Raw genomic sequence first — 20,624 nt, 5'->3', positions numbered from 1 at the left:
CCCTTACTTATCGCATTAACTGTTGTGTCAACCAATTGCTTTGACTATTCATCTGATGTAACATTTTTTCCATATTTGCAAACTTAGCATAATATGCATTTTCTTTTCTATATAACATGACGTTTAAATCGTCTATTTTTCTATCCGCATCTAATACTTCTTTATCTAAATCTGAGATGCTCGATTTTTTAGTTACAAAATCTATAAGAATATTAGACTTCACAGACCTAAATAATTCTGCATCTTCACCTGGTCCAGATTTATCTATAATAGATTTCATTCCATCCATTAGATTATCATATACCCTTGTAAATATACCACCGTTATCTCTTCTATTTTTTCTTTCTGCTGCTTCATATAATCTACTCCCCTCATCTCCTTCAGGGTAATCAGATCTCTTTACTTTTTCAGGCTCTGTAAATAATAACTCCATTACTGCCTCTGGGTCTTTTTCAATTGCTTCTCTAAGCTTTTCTTTATCTATTTGAAGTTTTCCACCAGTAGTACCTCTAGCATACTTTTCAGTACTTATTCCTATTTGTGTAATATGATTAAAAGAACCTTTAGCATTTTCTACTGTTCTATATATATCAACTCTTGCATCTTGAAGTGCTCTTTGAATGATCGCATCACTATTTAGCATCCCCGATTTAGCCTTTTCTTCCCATAACTTAACATCATCTTCATGCATAGCCTTTTTCTCTTCTTGAGAAAGGGGTTGATATTTCGAATATCTCTTTTCATTTAATGCTTTAGATGACTTATCTACTAATTCATTGTAGTCATTTATTAACTTTTCAATTTTTTCCATTATACCATCAACATTGGTGTCTACTTTAATATTTGTAATGCCTTGGGCTTTAAGCTCAATGTTTAATCCGTTTAATTCAAAACGATTGGAGGAATATTTTAGCTCAACACCATTATACAATACTTTTGCATCATTACCTTTTTGATTGTTAACACATTTATAGTCACTTCCTTCTTTATCATAAGAAAGCATTAATTCTACTTTATCCCCTGTTTCACTGGTTTGTAAAAATAATTTCTTATTTTCCTTATCATAAAAAGATGTAACTTCTATTGATTTACCATTTTCATCTTTATATGAATTAATTTGTTTAACTAAATCATTCATATTACTAACCTTTGACTTATCAATTACCATTGTTTTTTCAGTTTCGCCAATTGATAGTTTGATCTCTATATCTTTAATATCTTTTAAAGTCTCTTCATTAATTCCATCGTCTACAATAGTAGCTCCTTTAGCTAATTCTTCAACCTCCAAGCTAAAACTTCCATTAACAGCCTTACTTGTACTAGATACAGTTGCTGCTGTTTCATTTGACGACGTTGCCTTCCTTATATAGTCAAGATTTGAATATGAATTCCCAAAAGATAAACCTGTACTAGTGATCTTAGTCAATCCCATATCCTTCTTAGTATTTAATATAAAACTTGCAAACATCTTATTCATATTATTATATGCTTCCTGTCTCCAGAGAGCTACTTGTCTACTTTGTTCGTATCTACTGACCTTTAACCTTTCTACTTTCATTAAACTTTGAACCATAGCATCTGTATCCATACCTGATGCTAGACCTGATATTCTTAAATTACTCATATAATCACCGCCTATATTTTTTTATCTACTATAATTCCTGCAACTTCCCAAATTGCTGCAACCATATCTAGTATCTTTTCTGGTGGAAGTTCCCTAATCACTTCATCTGTTGTTACATCTATGACTTTTACCATTATTTCTTTAGTTGCTTCATGTATTGAAAATTCAAATCTTCTATCGTAAGCAACAAAGTCCTTATTTGCTTTTTGTATTATATCTATAACTTCTTCTTGCGAAAATTTTTTATCCTCTTTATATCTTTGCTCCTCACTTTGTCTTGCCTGTCTTGGTATTTTAATTTCTCCATTCCCTGATGTGACAGTATTGGTTTGAGCTTGGCTAATCCTTGAGTTTGTTGAGATATTTGCCATAGTACTAACCTGCATCTATATTACCTCCCCTTAATAATCTCCTACACATTATATCGACTAATATCTCATATTCTTTAATAATATGAGTTAATTTTTTACATATATATCCTTCTTAGTCTATAAATTATTGTTATCATTGTTTTTTGGGGTATAATATTGTTACCTTATATGAGAGGGGGAAATTTTTGAAAAAGAACATGAATTTAGGAATAGGCATGAGAACTATTAAAACAGGGTTGGCAGTTTCAATAAGTATTATGATTTGTTCTCTATTTGAATCTAAAAGTCCTATATTTGCAGGCATAGGGGCAATTATGGCAATGCAAGCCTCGGTTTCTGAATCCTTTACAATGGGAAAAAATCGAATGCTAGGTACATTTGTAGGTGCTATTGTTGGATTGCTATTTTCTCTAGCATTTCCACAAAATCCTTTTTTTATTGGAATTGGTGTTATAATTGTTATCCATCTATGTTATATTATGAGGTGGAATAAAGCATTACAATTATCAGCTATAGTTTTCATGGGTATCGCATTGAATCCAATAATAGAAGCTAGATTTTCATATGCATTGTTTAGAATAATAGATACTTTCATAGGGATTATTGCGGGAATGATAATAAACTATTTTATTTCTGCCCCAAATATGGAGAAAAAAATAAGAGGTTCTATAAATACTCTTTATAAAGAATGTAAGAAAATAATCTATACTATAATATGGAAACAGGAAGAAGTAGACTTAAAAGAACTTAGATCAGATATAACATCATTGACGGAAAACTATGAGGCACTTAGTAACGACATTGATCTTAACTTATTTAGAAATAAAGATTCAAATTCATATAATAAAATATTATCTATTGCAGATTCTATAGAAACTAATATTTCTTTATTATCAAAGATGGATAAAATCCCATATATCGATGGGAAGAATCAAAAACTGTTAAAGGAATTATTCGATAAAACTTTAGATCCCAAAGAAGGTTTAATTAAAGAAGATATAGATATTGTATATAATTATTATCTAAATCAAAGCTTAAATCTACTTCTAGAGATAAAAAGCTTTTTAGAAGAACATCCCTTAGAAAATAAATAACTTGTGCTTTGTAAGCACAAGTTATTTATTAGTCTTAACTATTAGAAGTCACTATCATCTATACTATCTAGCCACCCATTAATAGGTTCTACTACTCTTTTTATTGTTCCATCTACAAAAGGATTTTCTAGGTTAGCTAGTTTAACTAACTCTAGGAAAGGTAAACTTCCTCCTGCTCTACAAAGTCTTATATAATCTTCCCACGCTTTCTCTTTGTCTTCCCTAGTCTTGATCCAGAATTGGAATGCACATACTTGTGCTAAAGTATAGTCTATATAATAGAATGGACTACTGAATATATGTCCCTGTCTAAACCAATATCCACCATTGTCTAAGAAAGTATTATCTCCATAATCTCTAAATGGAAGGTATTTCTTTTCAATATCTCTCCACTTAAGCTTCCTCTCTTCTGGTGTAGCAGTTGGATTCTCATATACATAATGTTGGAACTCATCTACAGTTACTCCATAAGGTATAAAATTAATTGCACCAGCTAAGTGACTAAACTTATATTTCTCTACCTCATCTTGGAAGAAAAGTTCCATCCATGGCCAAGTAATAAACTCCATACTCATTGAATGAATCTCACAAGCCTCTAATGTTGGGAAACCATATTCGGGTAACTCAAATCCCATGCTTAAATAGGATTGGAAAGCATGACCTGCTTCGTGAGTTAATACATCTATGTCTCCAGATGTTCCATTAAAGTTAGAGAATATAAAAGGTGATTTATATTCTGGTATAATAGTACAATATCCGCCAGCCATCTTTCCTTTTTTACTAACTAAGTCTAATAGCTCTCTTTCTACCATAAATGTAAAAAATTCATCAGTTTCTGGAGATAGCTCTTTATACATTTTCTTTCCATTTTCAAGAATCCAATCAGGATCTCCCTTTGGAGTTGCATTTCCAGTTAAATATTCCAAAGGTTCATCATAATGTTTCATTTCTTTAAGTCCAAGTCTTCTTCTCTGTTTATCTTTTAATTCAGCAACTACTGGAACCAAATCCTCATATACTTGCTTCCTATAATTAGCAACCATATTAGCATCATAGTCTGATCTGCCAAGCTTTTTATATCCCATTTCTACATAGCTAGCAAATCCTAAAGTCTTAGCCATCTTATCTCTAACTTTAACTAGTTCGTCATAAATTCTATCAAATTCTTCTTCGTTTTCCTTAAAGAATCCAGTCGTAACTTCAGATGCTTTTTTTCTCATGTCTCTGTCCTTTGATTCCATAAATGGTCTCATCTGACTTAGATTTCTTATTTCGCCTTCAAAATTTAATTTAGCTGAAGCAATTAATTTATCATATTCTGTTACAAGTTTATTTTCCTTAATTAAATCTTCAATTATCTCCTCTGAGAAAGTTTGTAATTGCAGCTCTGCAAGAGTAAATACTTGCTTTCCCCATGCTTTTTCTAATTCTTTTCTAAACTTAGAGTTAACAAGTTCCTTATAAAATTTAGACACTAAATTTTCAAACTTCGGTCTGTTTTCATCAATGAAATCATTTTCCTCAGCATAGAATTCATCCTCAGTATCGATTGAATGTCTAATACTCACTAAAGTAGCCATGCTATCTACATGATTTCTTACTTTATTTATTTCTTTCATTACTTCATTTTGCTCTTCAAAAGATTTTGCCTCACTGAATCTTTTTAAAATCTCATCAAACTCCCCAGTAATCTTAGATAAATCTGGTCTCTCATACTTATAATCTTTAAATTTTAGCACATTAACCCTCCATTCTAATTGGTTCTTATTTTCAATAATATCAGATTTTTCCATTAATTAATAGATTAAATATTTATTTTTGTTTATTATCTCTAAAATGCCTAATAATATTAATGTATATTATAGTAGTATAAAAATAATGTGGTATAATATGGTATGATATTTTATAAACTAATCAATATTTAATTGGAGTGTGATGATGTTGTCAGACCATTTATTTTGGGAATTTATTATTTTATTTATTCTTATTGGACTTTCTGCTTTTTTCTCTGCATCTGAAACAGCCCTCGTTTCCTTAAGTAAAATTAGATTAAGACGTATGGTTGAAGATAATGAAAAAAATGCAAAATTAATTAGCAATCTTGTTGAAAATCCAAATAAATTATTAGGGGCTATTTTAATAGGGAATAATGTTGTTAATATTGGAGCATCTGCAATAGCTACATCAATAGCTATAGACTTATACGGCAGTAAAGGTACTTTAATTTCTACAATTGTTATGACTATTTTGATATTGGTCTTTGGTGAAGTAACACCTAAATCGCTAGCTGCACAAAATTCAGAAAAAACATCTGTTAAAGTAGCTAGACCTATTAGCTTTGTAACTATAGTCTTTAAGCCTCTTATTTCTATTTTAACTTTTGTAACTAATGGTATAGTTAGACTATTAGGTGGTACTAAAACAGGAACACAGCCTCTAATTACAGAGGATGAACTAAAGACCATAGTAAATGTAAGCCATGAAGAAGGAGTTCTAGAGGGTGAAGAAAGACAGATGATTTATAATGTTTTTGAATTTGGCGACTCTCATGCTAAAGACGTAATGACACCTAGAACCAATATGGCTGTTGTAAATATAAATTCTACATACAGTGAATTGCTAGAGTTTTTAAAAGAAGAAAACTTCTCTAGGATTCCAGTATATGACGAAGATATAGATGATATCGTTGGTATAATGCATGTAAAAGACCTTATACTTTATGTTGACAACAAGGACAATTTCAAGTTAAAGGATATAATAAGACCTGCTTATTATACCTATGAATTTAAATCAACTGCTGAACTTTTCGATGAAATGAGATTAAATAGAATTCCCGTAGCTATTATCTTAGACGAATATGGTGGTACTGTTGGAATGGTTACTACAGAAGACCTTGTTGAAGAAATAGTTGGTGAAATCAAGGATGAATATGATGAAGAACACGAAGATATCGAAGTGATTAAAGAGGACGAATACCTAGTAGATGGCAGCACAAAGCTTGACCTCCTAAATGAAATGATAGGAACTAATATAGAATCTGAAGATTTTGATTCCATAGGTGGATTCGTAATAGGTATATTAGATCGTTTCCCTGAAGAAAATGAAATAATTGAATATGAAAACCTTAAATTTATAATCGAAAAAATAGAAAAAAATAGAATTGAAAAGATGAGGATACTTACTTAAGAGTCATATTTTTATTAGTAATTTAATAGAAATAATAGGAATATTTTTACCTCCCATTTAATACAAATTAAATAATAAGATACAAGAACAAGCCTTTAATTTTTATATCATTTTGATTCTCTATTCTTGTATCTCTAAATATAAGCCCAACTAGTAATTGGGCTTTTTTTATAATAAAAATTAAGGGGGAATAGCTATGAAAAAAATATTTGTATTGTTTCTAGTGGCTATACTAGTGATTAGCTTAGCTGGCTGCGGAACTAAAACTACATCAGGTAAAACCGATTATAAAATTGGTATAGTGACTGGCACTGTATCTCAAGGGGAAGAAGAGTTTCGTGCAGGTGAAAGAATGGTCGCGAAATATGGTGATATGATTAAACACATTACTTATCCTGACAAGTTTGCTCAAGAACAGGAAACTACCATTGCTCAAGTTGCTTCATTGGCAGCTGATCCAGCTGTAAAAGCTATAGTTTTCGTTCAAGCAGTTGAAGGAGCTGCACCAGCTATAGATAAAGTTAGAGAAACTAGACCAGATATATTATTTATCTTAGGTGTACCTCATGAAAATCCTGATACAATAGCTTCTCGTGGAGATATCTTACTTGAACTTGACCAGCTTCAACGTGGGAAATCTGTGATTCATAAAGCTAAAGAAATGGGAGCTAAGACATTTATACATTACTCATTCCCAAGACATATGTCTATGGAATTGTTAGCAGCTAGAAGGGATATATTCAAAGAAACTTCTGCTGATCTAGGCATTCAGTTTGTTGAAGTAGACGCTCCAGATCCACTTTCAGATGCAGGTGTGCCAGGTGCACAACTATTTATATTAGAAGATGTTCCAAGACAAGTAGATAAATACGGTAAAGATACTGCATTCTTCAGTACAAACTGCTCTATGCAGGAACCTTTAATCAAACAAGCTCTTGAAACAGGTGCAATCTATCCTGAACAATGCTGTCCATCCCCATATCATGCTTATCCTGGTGCTTTAGGTATTGAAATTCCTTCTGACAAAGCTGGAGATTTAGATTATCTATCAGAACAAATCTCTGCTAAGATAGCTGAAAAAGGTGGTACTGGAAGATTTGGTACTTGGAATAGACCAGCAAACGTAGCTATAATTGAAGCCGGTGTAGAATATGCTAAAGCATACGCTGAAGGTAAAATAGAAAAATTCGATAAAGATGCTATGGTTCAGTATATGAAAGAAGTAACTGGAGATAAGAATAATGAAGTTAAATTCTCAGAGCTTAATGAAGATACTCCAAACTTCTTGTTATTTGTACTAGGATCTCAAATATTCTAATAAACTAAATATAAGGGGTCGTTTCGACGACTCCCTTCTCTTTAAGTAAAGGAGGTTATAAAGTGGATTTACTCCAAATGAAAAATATATCAAAGACTTACTCTGGAAATCAAGTACTTAAAAATGTTTCTCTGACTATTAAAGAAGGTGAAATTCATGGTTTGGTAGGAGAAAACGGTGCAGGCAAGTCAACTCTAATGAATATATTATTTGGTATGCCCGTTATACACTCTACCGGAGGATTTGAAGGTGAAATTCTCTTTGATGGAAAAACATGCAACCCAAAATCTCCAACAGAAGCTATGGAAATGGGTATTGGAATGGTACATCAAGAATTCATGCTTATTCCTGGATTTACTATTACGGAAAATATAAAGTTAAATCGTGAAAACACTAAACCTACAACACTATCTAAAGTCTTAGGACCAAAACTAGAAAAACTCAATTTCACCAAGATGAAAGAAGATGCTAAAAATGCTTTAAATAAATTAAATATGACTGTAGATGAATACCTTCCAGTAGCAGGACTACCCGTTGGCTATATGCAGTTTATTGAAATTGCTAGGGAAATAGATAAATCAAATCTAAAACTCCTAATACTAGATGAGCCAACTGCTGTACTTACAGAATCTGAAGCTGATCAATTTCTAGATGTCATACAGAATCTATCAAATATGGGCATAGCTATTTTGTTCATCACTCACAGATTAGATGAAATCAAACAGGTCACAGATTCTATCACTATTTTAAGAGATGGCTCCTTAGTTAAATCTATACCGACTTCTGAGATTAATATTATTGAAATGGCAAAACTTATGGTAGGAAGGGAAATAACTTCTACCATATCGGATAAAAAGGATATTGACTCTGATACCTCACCATATTTAGAGTTAAAAGATTTATATGTAGATATGCCTGGTGAAAGAGTTAAAGGCGTTAACCTTCAAATAAGAAAAGGTGAAATTCTAGGCCTTGGAGGATTGGCTGGACAAGGTAAAATTGGTATAGCCAATGGAATCATGGGACTCTATCCAACTAAGGGGAGTATATTGAAAGATGGTAAAGAAATGCCATTAAATAATCCAAGGGAAATGCTAAATAACGCTGTGGCTTTTCTCTCTGAGGATAGAAAAGGTGTTGGGCTTTTATTAGATGAACCAATTGATTTTAATATTGCATTTACATCCCTTGAAATTCAAGAAAAGTTTATCAATAAAATTGGCCCTTTTAAAATAGTTGATAGCAAATCAATTAAATTTCATGCGGAAAAAATAATAAAGGATTTAGATATTAGATGTACAGGACCTAATCAATATACTAGATTCCTATCTGGTGGAAATCAGCAAAAGGTATGTATAGCTAGAGCTCTTACTCTAAATCCAGATATTTTACTGGTATCAGAGCCTACCCGCGGTATAGATATAGGAGCTAAAAAACTGGTTCTAGATACTTTAGTTAAGCTAAATCAAGAGCTCAATATGACCATAATAATCACTTCCAGTGAATTAGCTGAGCTAAGGCAGGTATCTGATAGAATAGCCATTATTGCAGAAGGTAAAGTTCATACAATCCTTCCACCAGATGCATCAGATGAGGCCTTTGGTCTAGCCATGGCTGGAGAAGATATAGATAAGGTGGTGAGTTAAATGGACTTTAAGAAAATATACAGAAAAATTGGATTTCCTAGATTGATAATTTCAGCATTTTTAATCGTCTTATTAATTGCAGCAGCTATATTAGATATTCCACTATCAGGGATATGGCAAGACATATTCACAAGATTTGGTATGAATGTAATTTTAGTACTAGCCATGGTTCCTTCTATACAATCAGGTATCGGTATTAACTTTAACCTTCCCCTTGGAGTTATATTTGGGCTTATTGGTGCCTTAGTCAGTATTGAGCTGGGACTTACTGGATTTGCCAGTTTCGCCGCATCTTTGGCTATTGCAATTCCATTGGCAACTATAGCAGGATATCTATATGGCCTAATGCTCAATAAAGTAAAGGGACAGGAAATGACTGTAGGTAATTATTTTGGTTACTCAATAGTGTCCTTTATGTGTATATTTTGGCTTGTTGCCCCATTTAAAAACGAGAGTTTAATTTGGGCAATGGGTGGATCAGGACTTCGTGTTACACTTTCCTTAGAATCCTCAATGGGAGGAGTATTAGATAGATTTTTATCCTTTTCTCTTGGTAAAATAAAGTTTCCTACAGGTTTAATCCTTATATTTATAATTCTCGCAGCAGTCGTATGGATATTTTCAAAAAGTAAAAAGGGTACTGCCATGAGAGTTGCTGGAAGCTCAGAAGCCTTTGCAACCTCAAATGGAGTAAATGTAGATAAGCAAAGAATTTTAGGTATTATGCTATCTACTGTATTGGCTGCTATTGGTATCATAGTATACAGTCAGTCCTTTGGTTTCTTACAATTATATAATGCACCTCTTTATGTAGCACTTCCAGCAGCTGCTTCTATATTGATAGGTGGTGCAACTCTGCAAAAAGCAAAAATAATTCATGTGATAATCGGTACTTTCTTGTTTCAAGGTTTATTAGTTGTAGCACTTCCTGTAATCAATATTTTATCTGAAGGAAGTATGGCTGAAATAATAAGAATAATAATCAGTAATGGTATTATTATCTATGCACTAACTAGAAAGGCAGGTGATGCAGCATGATAGTTCCAATAGTATTCATGGCTATATGCGTAGTTGGCTTTTTCTTATCTGGTTTGCCACTTAACTTTCTTTTTAATGAAATGATTTTTAGACTATCAAGAAATCTGATATTAGTAATGTCACTTATAATTCCAGTTATAACTGGAATGGGACTGAACTTCGGTATAGTTCTAGGGGCCATGGCTGGACAAATTGGTCTTATCTTTATAATGAATTATGGTATAGGAGGAATAGGTGGATTTTTAATTGCAATATTAGTATCTACTCCTGTAGCTATAATCCTTGGTTACCTAGTTGGAAAAGTACTAAACAAAGCTAAAGGAAAAGAAATGATAACTTCCATGATTTTAGGATTCTTCGCCAATGGGATATATCAATTAATATTTATAGTACTTGCTGGTAAAGTCATACCTATTAGTAATAAAAATATACTTATGCCCACAGGTGTGGGACTTAGAAACACCATAGACTTAAATATTATTAGAAAATCTCTAGATAATTTATTCTTTAAAGACATCACCTCTTACCCTATTGTTACATTGATAGTAACTGCCTTATTATTTTTTGCTCTTTACTTTTTCCTAAAAACTAAATTAGGTCAGGAAATGAGAGCTGTAGGGCAAAATATGCATATATCCAGTGTTTCCGGTATCAATGTAGATAAAACTAGAATTATTGCAATAATAATCTCAACAGTACTAGCTGCTTGGGGACAAATAGTATATCTTCAAAATATGGGTACATTAAATACCTTTAGCAATCATGAGCAGGTAGGTCTTTTTGCGGTTGCATCCCTTCTAATAGGTGGTGCATCAGTAAATAAAGCATCTTGGAGGGAAGCTCTAATAGGCACCTTCCTATTCCATCTACTGTTTATAATTTCTCCACTAGCTGGTCAAAATCTAATGGGAAATGCCCAAATAGGTGAATACTTTAGGGTATTTATTGCATACGGTGTTATAGGTCTTGCACTTCTACTTCATGCTTGGGAACAAAATAAAGCAAGAACACAATTATCTGATATATAATAAATTGTGTTGATTTAAAATTCCGAATTAATTGAAAAAATCCTCTTTTTGTAAAAGAGGATTTTTTCCTGTGCAATCTCTTATATAATAGTATATAATATACTTTAATGAAGAATTATTCGTAATATATTTTGGGGGGAATTATGCAAGATTTAACTTATAAGCAAATACAAAAAATTGATAAGTCTGCAACTAAAAAGTTGTTAAAATATATATCTAAGGAAATACAGGATGAGAGTATTTTAGATAAACTTGAATTTTTTTATCCTGATTTTGGTGAACAAAAACATACTTTAGCATTCAATGTCTGGATAAGCATCGACTTCATGGGGAAAGATGGGAAAACCTTTATTGAGAAATTTCTTGAAGAAAAATCAGGAGTATTAACAGAGCAAGAAAAAGATATTCTAATTGAACGTAACAAATCAAATATATCTCTCTTTGAAGTCCTTGACACTGATGGAGAATTTATCAAAGTCGTTGATTTACTTCAAAATAAAAGTTATAAATTATGGGAACCAGAATTAGCACATACTATATCCATTGGAGATTTTGCTCTTGCTAGAGTTGGAAATCTACTAGGATATTTTACTTTTGTAGGGGATATTAGTTATTTACCTTCTTCTATTAAATCCATGTTCCTTGAAGAAGTATTTATTGATTTTAATCGTTTGAGATTAAATTTCCAAACACTTACTATGAAAGAGTACCTAAAGAAATATAGCATAAACTTATATAAAATCTATACAAATTGCATCTTTGAGGCAATGGAAATGGATGAAGATATTGTTTCAGTTTTATATGACGAATTAGACGAGTTCGAAGCATATCTGGGACTTAAAGTGCCTAAATCCATAGTAAAGAAATATATCGCAAATTTAATAGATTTTTTTGAATACTATCTAGCAGATGAAGATTTAACTTTATATGATCTTGATCAAGTAGATTTTCATTATTTCTTTAAGGATGCCATAGAAGAAGGATTTATAGTATCTCAAGAAGACCTTAATTCTTATATAGCAACTTTTAAAAATTATTTGGGATTTTTAAGTAATAAAGACTCAGATTATAAAGAGGTATATAAAGAACTATTAAATATCAGTAAAACTAGATTTGACTTTATGAATCAGTTAAAGCTAGTTAAATCACCCTTTGTAATAGACAAGGAACTATCAAATATTGTATCAGACTTTCTAAATGAAGATGCAATATCTCTTATTATGGATTATGATAAATTTATGCTATATGTATTAGATAAACCCTTAGATTTAACAGAAAAAAATAAATACATAAAAAGAAAGAATCTTTTAGAAATGAATAAAATATTAGAACTTTCTAATCATGTAGATAAAGATTCACCTAATCAAAAGGATTTCCCTATAATCCATATGTTTTATAAGCTTTCTCTTAATCTAGGATTACTTTCAATAAACGGCAATAAATTATCTGTTTCTAATAAGGGAACTAATTATTTGAGATTAAGAGATGAAGATAAATATGCATTATTTTTTCAACATATTTGGAAGAGTGAATTTATATCTGAACTTTGCGATATAGAAAATATAAATATATTGGAAAAATCCAAGAAGGATTTAATGTTATCTCTATCTTCCCTAAGTGAAAATACAAATTATGAAATTGGGAGCATTTTACCAAAATTCTCAAATAATCTTAAGTTTTTCTTTGCATCTTATATATACTTACAATATCTAGGAATTATTAAATGCAATTTATATCCAAATTATGAAATCAAATTGACTTCTTTGGGAAAGACTGTTTTAAACTTTTTAGAATCAAGAAATAATAGAAAACATGAGTGTAGTGTAATAAATCTAGAATCCTTTAAAAAAAGCAGATAAATTATCTGCTTTTTTATTGTTAAAAACTATCTTCATCTTTTATTAAATCAGATACTTGAGATATAATTGTCTGAAATTGTAATTCATCTAAGCTTAAATTATCTATCGCAATTGGAGATAAATTATAGGCTAATCCGTCAAGTCCAAGTCCTACTCCCATCATCATAGTAATAGCATCAGCAATATGAACTATCGAAACTAAAATTGGATTTATATTTGCTAATTCTGGAGTATGGTGATATCCAATTGCTTCTACTAAATCCTTAGGAAGATTCCACTTTTCAGCTATCTTTTCTCCTATTTCTGCGTGCCCAAAACCTAAAACCTCTCTTTCGGCATCTAAGAAGGATATATTACCTTCTTCCATCTTTAACAATACTTCCATATATTCTTTTTCCATATGCTGGTTCAATATGGTTTTTCCAATATCTCTCAAAAGTCCTGCTATATAAGCTTCTTCTGGATTATAATACTTTATGCTTTTAGCAATAAACCTTGATACTATGGCACAGGTTTGAGATTGTGACCATAGTTCATTTTTCTCTAAAGAATATCCTCTTAACTCATCCATTAAATATGTTCTTACAGTAGAAGCAAGTGCTATTCCCTTTATTGCTTGAAACCCTAATAAAACAGTTGCTTGAGATATAGTAGAAATTTTTCTTGCATAACCATAGTAAGCAGAGTTAGCAAGGCGAAGAATCTTAGTAGTTAGAACCTGATCTTGTAATATTACTTCCTCCATATCATGGACTGTAGAATCTGGGTCATCAGTTAATACTATTATCTTATTTATAATCTCAGGTAAAACCTTCATATCTTCGACTTTATTGACTATATACTCTAAAGTAAGTTTTGTCACATTAATCTCCCCAATCAATATAAGCATTTTCTTTAATTATACCCAAAATTAATCATATATGACATAGACATAAAGACTCAAAAAACATTGGGACAATTTAGTCCCAATAATTATCTGCTTTTATTTCATTTAAAATAATTCTAATGTCAGGATTTTTTATATTATTATAAACCCTGTAGAAATCATCTTTTCTTTCCTCATAGTCCAATTCCCTTTTTAAATACCTATCTAGGAATTCTTTAAACAATATAAGCTCTTTATCATTTTCATCTAAATCCATTAACAGCTCTATACCATCCATCAGTTTTCCCTTACTCATGAAATATAATTTAGTATTTTCATCTTTTAAAAATTCTATTGCCCTTTCATATTCACCATAGTATAAATCTATATATATAATATCTGAATCTCTTACATTATCTGCAAGAAGTAAATATTCCCTAGCTTTTTCAAATCCACCTATAGATCTATAATAATCTCCTCTATACCAATAATAGTAGCTATCTCTATATTCTTCAGGTATTATATTAAAAACTTTTTTCCCTAATTCAATATTTTCTCTATATTGACTTGGAGTTGTGGCTCCTAATACCCTAAGGAGTACATCTGCTTTACCTGTTAACTCATATACCTGTATTCCATAATTTATAGCCTTTTCAGCATCTGAAGTTCCCTTACCCCAACCATATATATATAGTTTAGCCAAATATGATAATGCTTCTATATTTTCTTCATCATCTAGCAGCAAATTTTCATAATGACTTATGGCTTCTTTATACTGTACTTTTGATATTAGTCTTTCTCCCTCTGTTTGCTTGCCTCCTACCTTTAAGCTAGGCATCATATCATAATAATTAGTCATCGGAGCACTGCTGCTCAACATATTTTCATTCTCATCATAAGCATCAACCATAATATAAACTGTAATCTCACTATATACATATCCCATTATGGCTTCAGGACTTACAACACCATTTTCATCGATAGAGTACCCCGAGGGAGAATGTTTGAGAACCTCTATATCAAATACTGCCTTATTTCCTCTTATATCCACTTGCCTTTTCTCATCCATTATAACAGTAGTAAACATAGATGAATTTCCTACCCCTACAACTTTAACCCTATAAAATTCTGCCCCTTGGACTTCTTCCCATTCTACTTCAAATTTATTTCCATCTACTAACTCTTCAGCCTTGGGCTTTATAATCTTCATAGCAGAGCTAAATTGAAAATCATACTCTACATCATCTAATACCTCAAAGTTAAATCTATTTTTCTCTAAATATGCCTTTTCAAATAATATTCCCGTACCTACTCCAATACCTAAATCATATTTCCCATCCTTCACCCCAATGGTTTCATAATATCCATCCTTATCTGTAATGGCAACGAAATCTATACCTCTGGAAGAATAGCCTTGCCTAGCTTTTTGCAGATATACTTCCACAAATGGAATGCCTACTCCATCAACAGTTACCCTCCCCTTGATTTTATTTTCTCCATTTTTATAATCTAACTCTTCTAACCATAACTTTCTATAACTTGGAACTAAATTGCCAAATAAAGTACTATCGAATCTCCACCCAATTTCACTGGCTTTTCCATAGTACGCATCTGCCTTCTGAAAATCCTCCCTAGCAAATTCTATATGCCCTTTTAAAAAATAATACATATAATCTATATCCTTATTTCCTAGTACAAAAGATTCCAACACATCCTCTGCCTCAGTATATTCCCTATTGGAAAAATGTACATACCCTTCATAAAGCATAGATATACCTCTTATTTCATCTTTCTCTGAGTATTTTCCCCATTTTATCCAATTCTCTAAATTATTTGCATCACCATTATATATATATAAATCTAATATACCCTTGTAAGCCAAAGTGTATCTCTTACTCTTAGGATAATCCTGTATTATTTTTTTATAGCTGTCTATAGCTTTATCTATAGTACTATAATCTAAGTTTCGTTCTCCCATCTTCATTCCCATCATTATTCTATATCTACTTAATCCACTAATTATAGTCTCAGCCCTTTTATATAGTACCTCATCTTTTTGAAAAGAAACAGGGTATTTTAAATAGTAGTCATAGAGTTTCTCTGCTACTTCTGGCTTAGATTTATTAAAAATCTCAGCTAATGTCAGATTGACAAAGGGTACTACTGCTAAAATTAATACTACTATCAATATTATTAACTTTACCTTTATTCTAATTTTCACGACTACTCACTCTCCTTTCTTCTCTAACTATAATCTGAGTTGAACCTAAATCTATAATGTTTTCGCTCTTAACCATTATATCCTTAGGTACTCCCACTATTATGAAAAATATAATAAAAGATGCTACCATAGGCACTAAAGGTATTTCTATCTCCTTATTTAAGAAATCCCTTATTTTCTCACCAATAGTTTTCTTTCTATTCCTTAGTATCCTGTCTCTTAAGCCCTGAGAAAGTTCTATGTCCTTCGCTTCACATTCCATAATAATATTCAATTCATTACCTAACCTATCTTTATTCATATAACTCTCCTCCTCTCTCAATGGCATTCTTCAATATTACTCTTCCACGACTCAATCTACTCTTTATCGTTCCTTCCTTTTCCTCTAGAATTTCTGATATTTCCTTAATTGCTAATTCCTCAAAATAAAATAATATTAAAATTTCTCTATACAGAGCATTCAAGTTAAATAATTCCCTTCTCAAAATTTCCCTGTCAATAGAGTTAAATACTATATCTTCCACCTTTTCCTTGGTTTCAAATATATCCTCGTAAATTTCAAATTCTCTCCTACTCTTTATCTTATCCTTACATAAATTCAATGCTATTCTATAAATCCAAGTATATAAGGAGCTATTCCCATTATAATTATCTATCTGATTAAATACTCTAAGGAATGTATCTTGAACTATATCCTCCGCATCCTTTTCATTCTTAAGGATTAGGTAGCAAGTTTTTAATAGCCTATTTCCATAGATATCCAAAAGCTCTATATATGCTTCTTCATTTCCTTTTCTAAGTTTTCTCACTAGCTCTTTCTCTTCATTTCTAGCCACCCCTAACCCTCCTTTACTATTTAGACGACTTATATTCAAAAAGGTTGCATTAATTCAAAAGATTTCTTATCCCAATTCAATTTTAACAGTGGTGTTCCATTTCTTTCTTTATATAAATAGTATATAATAAATATTAGATGCACTAAAGAATTAATGGAGGGATGTACGTGGAGAATTTAAAACTAGATGACTTTACAAAATATAAGTTTTTATCAAGCATTAGATTATCACCAAATGGTAAAAATACTGCCTTTGTACTACATAGAATAGATGTTGAAGAAAATAAATATCTATCTAATATTTATATCTATAATGAAGAAAAAAAATCAGAATATAAATTAACATCCTTAGATGAGGAAAGATCCTTCATATGGAAAGATAATAATACTATACTATTCCCTGCTATAAGAGGTAAAAAAGATAAGGAAAGAAAAGAAAAAGAAGAAGTGACTTTTTATTATGAAATCAATTTAAATGGCGGAGAGGCTAATAAAGCATTTGAAATCCCACTAAATGTTAATTCACTTGAAATCCTAGATGAAGATAATCTTCTTCTAACTGCAACCTTTGATCCTAATCGGCCAAATCTTAAAGAATTATCTGGAGAGGAAAAAGATAATGCCGTAAAAAAGATGGAGGAAGATAAGGATTATGAAGTACTAGATGAAATACCATTTTGGTTTAATGGTGGAGGGTTTACAAATAAAAAAAGAAATAGACTTTATCTTTATAATCTAGAGGATAAGGAACTTACTCCTATTACAGATGAATTTACAGATGTAGAAAGTGTTAAACTTGACAAGAACAAATCTAAAATAATCATAGCTGCTAGTTCTTATACAGATAAAATGCAGTTAAAATCTGATTTACATCTATATAATATTAAAGAAAAACAATTAGATAAGTTAACACATGAGGAAATCTTTAGTTACTCTTACGCTGATTTCCTCGGGGATAAAATAATATTTGCTGGGAAGGATATGAAATCCTATGGTTTAAATGAAAACCCACATTTTTATTTAATGAATTTAGATGGCTCCAATGCCATTAGAATATCTTCTGATGAATTTGATTATAGTATATGGAACTCTGTAGGCTCAGACTGTAGATTTGGTGGCTCCAAATCTATGGTAGTAGATGGTGACTATCTATATTTCATAACTACTGAGGGAGATAGCTCATATATAAATAAAATAGATAAAAATGGAAATATAGAAAAGCTAATCCAAGGAAAAGGTTCCGTAGATGGCTTTGATATATTAGATGGAAATATAAAATTTATAGGACTTAGAGGACTTAAACTTCAAGAATTATATAACTTAGAAGGAAAGCAAGAAACTCAATTAACTAAATTTAATGAATGGATAATGAAGGAGAAAAAATTATCTATCCCTGAACATTTAAGTTTTGAAGTAGATGGAATAACTATAGATGGATGGATAATGAAGCCTGTCGACTTTGAAGAAGGAAAAAAATATCCTTCAATACTAGACATTCATGGTGGACCTAAGACCGTATACGGTGAAGTATTCTATCATGAAATGCAATACTGGGCAAATGAAGGTTATGCTGTATTCTTCTGTAATCCAAGAGGAAGTGATGGTAAGGGCAATGAATTTGCAGATATAAGAGGTAAATATGGTACTATAGATTATGATGATATAATGAAGTTTACAGATTTAGTCCTTGAAAAATATCCTTTTATAGATAACGAGAGAGTCGGAGTAACTGGTGGCTCCTATGGTGGTTTCATGACCAATTGGATAATAGGTCATACAAACAGATTTAGAGCTGCTGCATCCCAAAGATCTATATCCAACTGGATTTCTAAGTTTGGTACTACTGATATTGGATATTATTTTGTAGAAGACCAAAATGCTGCTACTCCCTGGTCCGATGTGGAAAAGCTATGGTTCCACTCTCCTATGAAATATGCAGATAAGGTAGTCACACCTACTTTATTTATTCATTCGGAGGAAGATTATAGATGTTGGCTACCAGAGGGTATTCAAATGTTTACATCCTTAAAATATCATGGCGTAGATTCCAGACTCTGTATGTTTAGAGGAGAAAACCATGAATTAAGCAGATCTGGAAAACCAAAACATAGGATTAGAAGATTAGAAGAGATAACTAATTGGTTTAATAAATATTTAAAATAAAAACTGGTCATCTGACCAGTTTTTATTTTCCTGATATAGTTAAGCTACCAATATAAATGGAGGGGGATCCAAAGTAGCTTGAACTAGGATGAGAAAATTTAGTATCATTTCCTATATATTTTATATCTTTTAGCATAGTATATAAATTACCTGCCATAGTTATTTGCGCCAATGGTCTAATTACCTTCCCATTTTCTACAAGTAATCCATTTGACGATAGAGAAAAATCTCCTGATGTCGGATTGATTCCTGCATGTAATCCATGGATATCAGTAATAATAACACCATTCTCCATGCTCTTTACCATATCCTCTAAAGATTTATCTCCTTCTTCAATATACATATTTGTAGACATTACTCCAATAGATGATCTATGCGAAGTCCTAAAACCATTTCCAGTGGATTTTGCACCATCTTTTTCAGCAGTTTTATTGTTATGAAGAAAAGTCTTCAATATTCCATTTTCTATTATATGTTTTGAATAAGTAACTGTCCCCTCATCATCAAAGGTTCTAAAATATTTTCCATTTTCCATTAAGGGATCTTCAACTATGTTAAAAAAATCTACAGCTACTTTTGAGCCTAGTTTTCCTTTCATTAGAGATAGATTTTTCTGAACTGTGCTTCCTAAGAATATAGGTGAAAAATAACTAAACATATCTGCAGCTACATTATTTCTAAGGATAATTTTATAATTACCAGATTTTATAGCCTTGGCACCTAACATCCCTATAGCATCTCCGACACTATCTTCAATAAGCTTATCCTTATACTTCTTAGAAAGTTCATTGAATACATAATTCGAATATCCTGTTTGCATATTATTTCCTTCTTCTGCAACAGCTGAAAGACTTATTATACCAATAGTATGTCTGTCTTCTACTTCCAGTCCCTTAGTATTTCTAATATACACCTCTTGAATCTTTTCTTGATAACTACAATCATCTATAGTCTTTACTCGTTTATCATAATCATAAGCTCTTTTCTCTAGATCCAACAAATATTCAATTTTTTCTTCCTCTGTGTATCTATTTAATAAATTTTCTCTATGAACAGTTTTTTTACATTCCAATATAGATGAAGACATTTCTTCTAACTCTTCATTATCGTTATTTTCCGCATATTGAATTAAATTATTTATCAATTCACCTAAACTATCTTCCCTTAACTTTTCTGTATAAGAATATCCCATTCTTCCTTTATAAATCCCTCTTAGAGATAAATTCTCTTCCTCCGCTACTACATATTTTTCTAATTGCCCTTCATATATACTAAAGTCTATAGACGACCCTTTGCTGATATAGACCTCTATCTCTTCAATATTACATTCTTTAGCTTTTCTAAACAATGTATCTACTAATTTATCTCTCTCCATA

General features: G+C 31.3%; 16 protein-coding genes. 8 read left to right on the top strand and 8 right to left on the bottom strand.

Features of this window, described 5'->3' with window-relative positions; genetic code table 11:
• Nucleotides 1–7: 7 nt before the first annotated feature.
• Both fliD and KQI38_RS02015 read right to left on the bottom strand, forming a co-directional pair.
• A complete protein-coding gene (gene fliD, locus KQI38_RS02020; protein ID WP_216554919.1) occupies nt 8–1,624 on the bottom strand; it encodes a flagellar filament capping protein FliD in 1,617 nt (538 codons plus the stop codon).
• A gap of 11 nt (nt 1,625–1,635) precedes the next feature.
• On the bottom strand, nt 1,636–2,010 hold the full coding sequence (locus KQI38_RS02015; protein ID WP_216554912.1) for a flagellar protein FlaG: 375 nt from the start codon (nt 2,008–2,010) through the stop codon (nt 1,636–1,638).
• A gap of 170 nt (nt 2,011–2,180) precedes the next feature.
• Between KQI38_RS02015 and KQI38_RS02010 the strand changes: the two genes are divergently transcribed.
• Entirely contained in the window at nt 2,181–3,089 is a 909-nt protein-coding gene (locus tag KQI38_RS02010; protein WP_216554910.1) for an FUSC family protein, read from the top strand.
• A 41-nt stretch (nt 3,090–3,130) separates the two neighbouring features.
• Here KQI38_RS02010 and KQI38_RS02005 read toward each other — a convergent pair whose 3' ends face one another.
• Nucleotides 3,131–4,882, bottom strand: coding sequence for a M3 family oligoendopeptidase (locus KQI38_RS02005; protein WP_216554908.1), 1,752 nt, complete (start codon nt 4,880–4,882; stop codon nt 3,131–3,133).
• Nucleotides 4,883–5,027: 145 nt separating this feature from the next.
• On the opposite strand from KQI38_RS02005, the gene KQI38_RS02000 reads away from it, so the two are divergent.
• From KQI38_RS02000 to KQI38_RS01975, 6 genes are all read left to right on the top strand, one after another.
• Nucleotides 5,028–6,275 carry an HlyC/CorC family transporter gene (locus KQI38_RS02000; RefSeq protein WP_201259998.1) on the top strand — a complete coding sequence of 416 codons (1,248 nt, stop codon included), beginning with the start codon at nt 5,028–5,030 and terminating at the stop codon, nt 6,273–6,275.
• 196 nt (nt 6,276–6,471) lie between these two features.
• Complete coding sequence (locus tag KQI38_RS01995) at nt 6,472–7,593, top strand: DUF3798 domain-containing protein (protein ID WP_216554906.1); 1,122 nt, start codon at nt 6,472–6,474, stop codon at nt 7,591–7,593.
• A 62-nt stretch (nt 7,594–7,655) separates the two neighbouring features.
• Nucleotides 7,656–9,239, top strand: coding sequence for a sugar ABC transporter ATP-binding protein (locus KQI38_RS01990; protein ID WP_338114434.1), 1,584 nt, complete (start codon nt 7,656–7,658; stop codon nt 9,237–9,239).
• Nucleotides 9,240–10,277, top strand: a complete 1,038-nt coding sequence (locus KQI38_RS01985; protein ID WP_216554904.1) for an ABC transporter permease subunit — start codon at nt 9,240–9,242, stop codon at nt 10,275–10,277.
• Nucleotides 10,274–11,305, top strand: a complete 1,032-nt coding sequence (locus KQI38_RS01980; RefSeq protein ID WP_094903545.1) for an ABC transporter permease subunit — start codon at nt 10,274–10,276, stop codon at nt 11,303–11,305. Before KQI38_RS01985 ends, KQI38_RS01980 begins: the two co-directional genes overlap by 4 nt.
• Before the next feature lie 143 nt (nt 11,306–11,448).
• The gene (locus KQI38_RS01975) at nt 11,449–13,164 is read left to right on the top strand and encodes a hypothetical protein (protein WP_216554902.1); all 1,716 of its coding nucleotides are present in this window, start codon (nt 11,449–11,451) and stop codon (nt 13,162–13,164) included.
• 19 nt (nt 13,165–13,183) lie between these two features.
• On the opposite strand, the gene KQI38_RS01970 is transcribed toward KQI38_RS01975, so the two are convergent.
• The 4 genes from KQI38_RS01970 to KQI38_RS01955 all read right to left on the bottom strand — a co-directional run bounded on the left by KQI38_RS01970 (nt 13,184) and on the right by KQI38_RS01955 (nt 17,086).
• Nucleotides 13,184–14,026: an HDOD domain-containing protein gene (locus KQI38_RS01970; RefSeq protein WP_308524098.1), complete on the bottom strand. Its 843-nt coding sequence runs from the start codon at nt 14,024–14,026 to the stop codon at nt 13,184–13,186.
• Nucleotides 14,027–14,123: 97 nt separating this feature from the next.
• Nucleotides 14,124–16,250 (bottom strand): carboxypeptidase-like regulatory domain-containing protein, encoded by a 2,127-nt coding sequence (locus KQI38_RS01965; RefSeq protein WP_216554892.1) that lies wholly within the window; start codon nt 16,248–16,250, stop codon nt 14,124–14,126.
• Nucleotides 16,240–16,551 carry a hypothetical protein gene (locus KQI38_RS01960; protein ID WP_216554890.1) on the bottom strand — a complete coding sequence of 104 codons (312 nt, stop codon included), beginning with the start codon at nt 16,549–16,551 and terminating at the stop codon, nt 16,240–16,242. The genes KQI38_RS01965 and KQI38_RS01960 overlap by 11 nt, the downstream gene beginning before the upstream one ends.
• Nucleotides 16,544–17,086, bottom strand: coding sequence for an RNA polymerase sigma factor (locus KQI38_RS01955; RefSeq protein ID WP_216554888.1), 543 nt, complete (start codon nt 17,084–17,086; stop codon nt 16,544–16,546). The genes KQI38_RS01960 and KQI38_RS01955 overlap by 8 nt, the downstream gene beginning before the upstream one ends.
• Nucleotides 17,087–17,247: 161 nt before the next feature.
• Here KQI38_RS01955 and KQI38_RS01950 point away from each other — a divergent pair, with 161 nt between their 5' ends.
• A complete protein-coding gene (locus KQI38_RS01950; protein WP_246565512.1) occupies nt 17,248–19,248 on the top strand; it encodes a S9 family peptidase in 2,001 nt (666 codons plus the stop codon).
• Nucleotides 19,249–19,270: 22 nt separating this feature from the next.
• Here KQI38_RS01950 and KQI38_RS01945 read toward each other — a convergent pair whose 3' ends face one another.
• Nucleotides 19,271–20,623, bottom strand: coding sequence for a TldD/PmbA family protein (locus tag KQI38_RS01945; RefSeq protein WP_216554885.1), 1,353 nt, complete (start codon nt 20,621–20,623; stop codon nt 19,271–19,273).
• Between the last annotated feature and the right edge of the window lies 1 nt (nt 20,624).

This window comes from Tissierella carlieri (assembly GCF_018917285.1).
Classification (GTDB): domain Bacteria; phylum Bacillota; class Clostridia; order Tissierellales; family Tissierellaceae; genus Tissierella; species Tissierella carlieri.
The sequence above is the reverse complement of the archived record's forward strand: the minus strand, read 5'-3'. Positions and strand labels throughout refer to the sequence as shown.

Coding starts and splice junctions, on each gene's coding strand:
- fliD (WP_216554919.1), bottom strand. CDS start 1,624: ATGAGTAATTTAAGAATATCAGGTCTAGCATCAGGTATGGATACAGAT.
- KQI38_RS02015 (WP_216554912.1), bottom strand. CDS start 2,010: ATGCAGGTTAGTACTATGGCAAATATCTCAACAAACTCAAGGATTAGC.
- KQI38_RS02005 (WP_216554908.1), bottom strand. CDS start 4,882: ATGGAAAAATCTGATATTATTGAAAATAAGAACCAATTAGAATGGAGG.
- KQI38_RS02000 (WP_201259998.1), top strand. CDS start 5,028: ATGTTGTCAGACCATTTATTTTGGGAATTTATTATTTTATTTATTCTT.
- KQI38_RS01995 (WP_216554906.1), top strand. CDS start 6,472: ATGAAAAAAATATTTGTATTGTTTCTAGTGGCTATACTAGTGATTAGC.
- KQI38_RS01985 (WP_216554904.1), top strand. CDS start 9,240: ATGGACTTTAAGAAAATATACAGAAAAATTGGATTTCCTAGATTGATA.
- KQI38_RS01980 (WP_094903545.1), top strand. CDS start 10,274: ATGATAGTTCCAATAGTATTCATGGCTATATGCGTAGTTGGCTTTTTC.
- KQI38_RS01975 (WP_216554902.1), top strand. CDS start 11,449: ATGCAAGATTTAACTTATAAGCAAATACAAAAAATTGATAAGTCTGCA.
- KQI38_RS01960 (WP_216554890.1), bottom strand. CDS start 16,551: ATGAATAAAGATAGGTTAGGTAATGAATTGAATATTATTATGGAATGT.
- KQI38_RS01950 (WP_246565512.1), top strand. CDS start 17,248: ATGTACGTGGAGAATTTAAAACTAGATGACTTTACAAAATATAAGTTT.
- KQI38_RS01945 (WP_216554885.1), bottom strand. CDS start 20,623: ATGGAGAGAGATAAATTAGTAGATACATTGTTTAGAAAAGCTAAAGAA.